This window comes from Herbaspirillum sp. VT-16-41 (genome assembly GCF_001994935.1).
Lineage (GTDB): Bacteria > Pseudomonadota > Gammaproteobacteria > Burkholderiales > Burkholderiaceae_D > Herbaspirillum > Herbaspirillum frisingense.
Window position 1 is genome coordinate 1 of the sequence record NZ_MUXB01000124.1, and the last position, 1,231, is coordinate 1,231.

The 1,231-nt window shown below is 64.2% G+C and carries 2 protein-coding genes; both read left to right on the forward strand.

The annotated features are described in order from the left end of the window. On the forward strand, positions 1–336 hold a 336-nt coding region (locus BTM36_RS19645), incomplete at its 5' end, for a cytochrome ubiquinol oxidase subunit I (RefSeq protein WP_174616883.1). Between the two features lie 27 nt (positions 337–363). After that, positions 364–1,231 (forward strand): cytochrome d ubiquinol oxidase subunit II (gene cydB, locus BTM36_RS19650; protein ID WP_077237622.1); only part of this gene is annotated, 868 nt, incomplete at its 3' end.

A 1,231-nucleotide genomic window follows, 5' to 3' on the forward strand; every position in this document is an offset into this window, starting at 1 on the left:
ATCGCCATCCCGCTGCCCTGGATCGCCGCCGAGCTGGGCTGGATCGTGGCCGAATACGGTCGCCAGCCCTGGACCATCGCCGGCATCCTGCCGACCCACCTGTCGGCCTCCTCGCTGCAACCGGGCAGCCTGTACTTCAGCCTGGCCGGTTTCATCCTGTTCTACACCTTCCTGCTGGTGGTGGAGATGATCCTGATGGTCAAGTACGCCCGCCTGGGGCCGAGCAGCCTGCATACCGGCCAGTACTACTGGGAAACCAAGGGCAAGCAAAGCGGCCCCGACGATGTCCTGCCGCCGCCCCTGAACCCGTCCGCCAATGCTGGCAACCGCCACTAAGCCACCAGAAGAAATGAGGAAAGCAGAATGATCTTCGATTACGAAACACTCAAGCTGACCTGGTGGGCCTTCGTCGGCGTACTCATCATCGGCTTTGCGCTCACCGACGGCTTCGACTTCGGCGTGGGTATGATGCTGCCCTTCGCCGGTAAGAACGATACCGAGCGGCGCATCCTGATCAACTCCATCGGCCCCACCTGGGAAGGCAACCAGACCTGGTTCATCACCGCTGGCGGTGCTACCTTCGCGGCCTGGCCGCTGGTGTATGCCACCGCCTTCTCGGGCTTCTACATCGCCCTGATGATCTTGCTGTTTTCGCTGTTCTTCCGTCCGGTGGGATTCGACTACCGCAGCAAAGTGGCCGATCCGCGCTGGCGCAATGCCTGGGACTGGGGGCTGTTCATCGGTGGCTTCGTGCCGCCCCTGATCTGCGGCGTGGCCTTCGGCAATCTGCTCTTGGGCGTGCCCTTCCACTATGACGACACCATGCGGGTCGAATACACCGGCAGCTTCTTTGCCCTGTTGAATCCCTTCGGCCTGCTGGCCGGCCTGTTGTCGGTGGCCATGCTGCTGATGCACGGTGCGGCCTTCGCCTTCGTCAAGACCGAGGCCGCCGTGGGCGAACGTTCGCGCAAGACCGTCATCGGTGCGGCGCTGGTGACGGTGCTGCTGTTCGTGGCTGGCGGCTTCTGGGTGGCCCAGATGCCGGGCTACCGCATCACCTCCATGCCGGACGCCAACAGTGCCTTCACCCCCCTGGCCAAGACGGTGGAAGTGGTCGCCGGTGCCTGGTTCGACAACTACGCCAAGTGGCCCGTGACCAAGCTGTTCCCGGCGCTGGGCGTGGCCGGTGCGGTGCTGGCAGCGCTGTTGGCCATGGTGCGCAGTGCCCGCC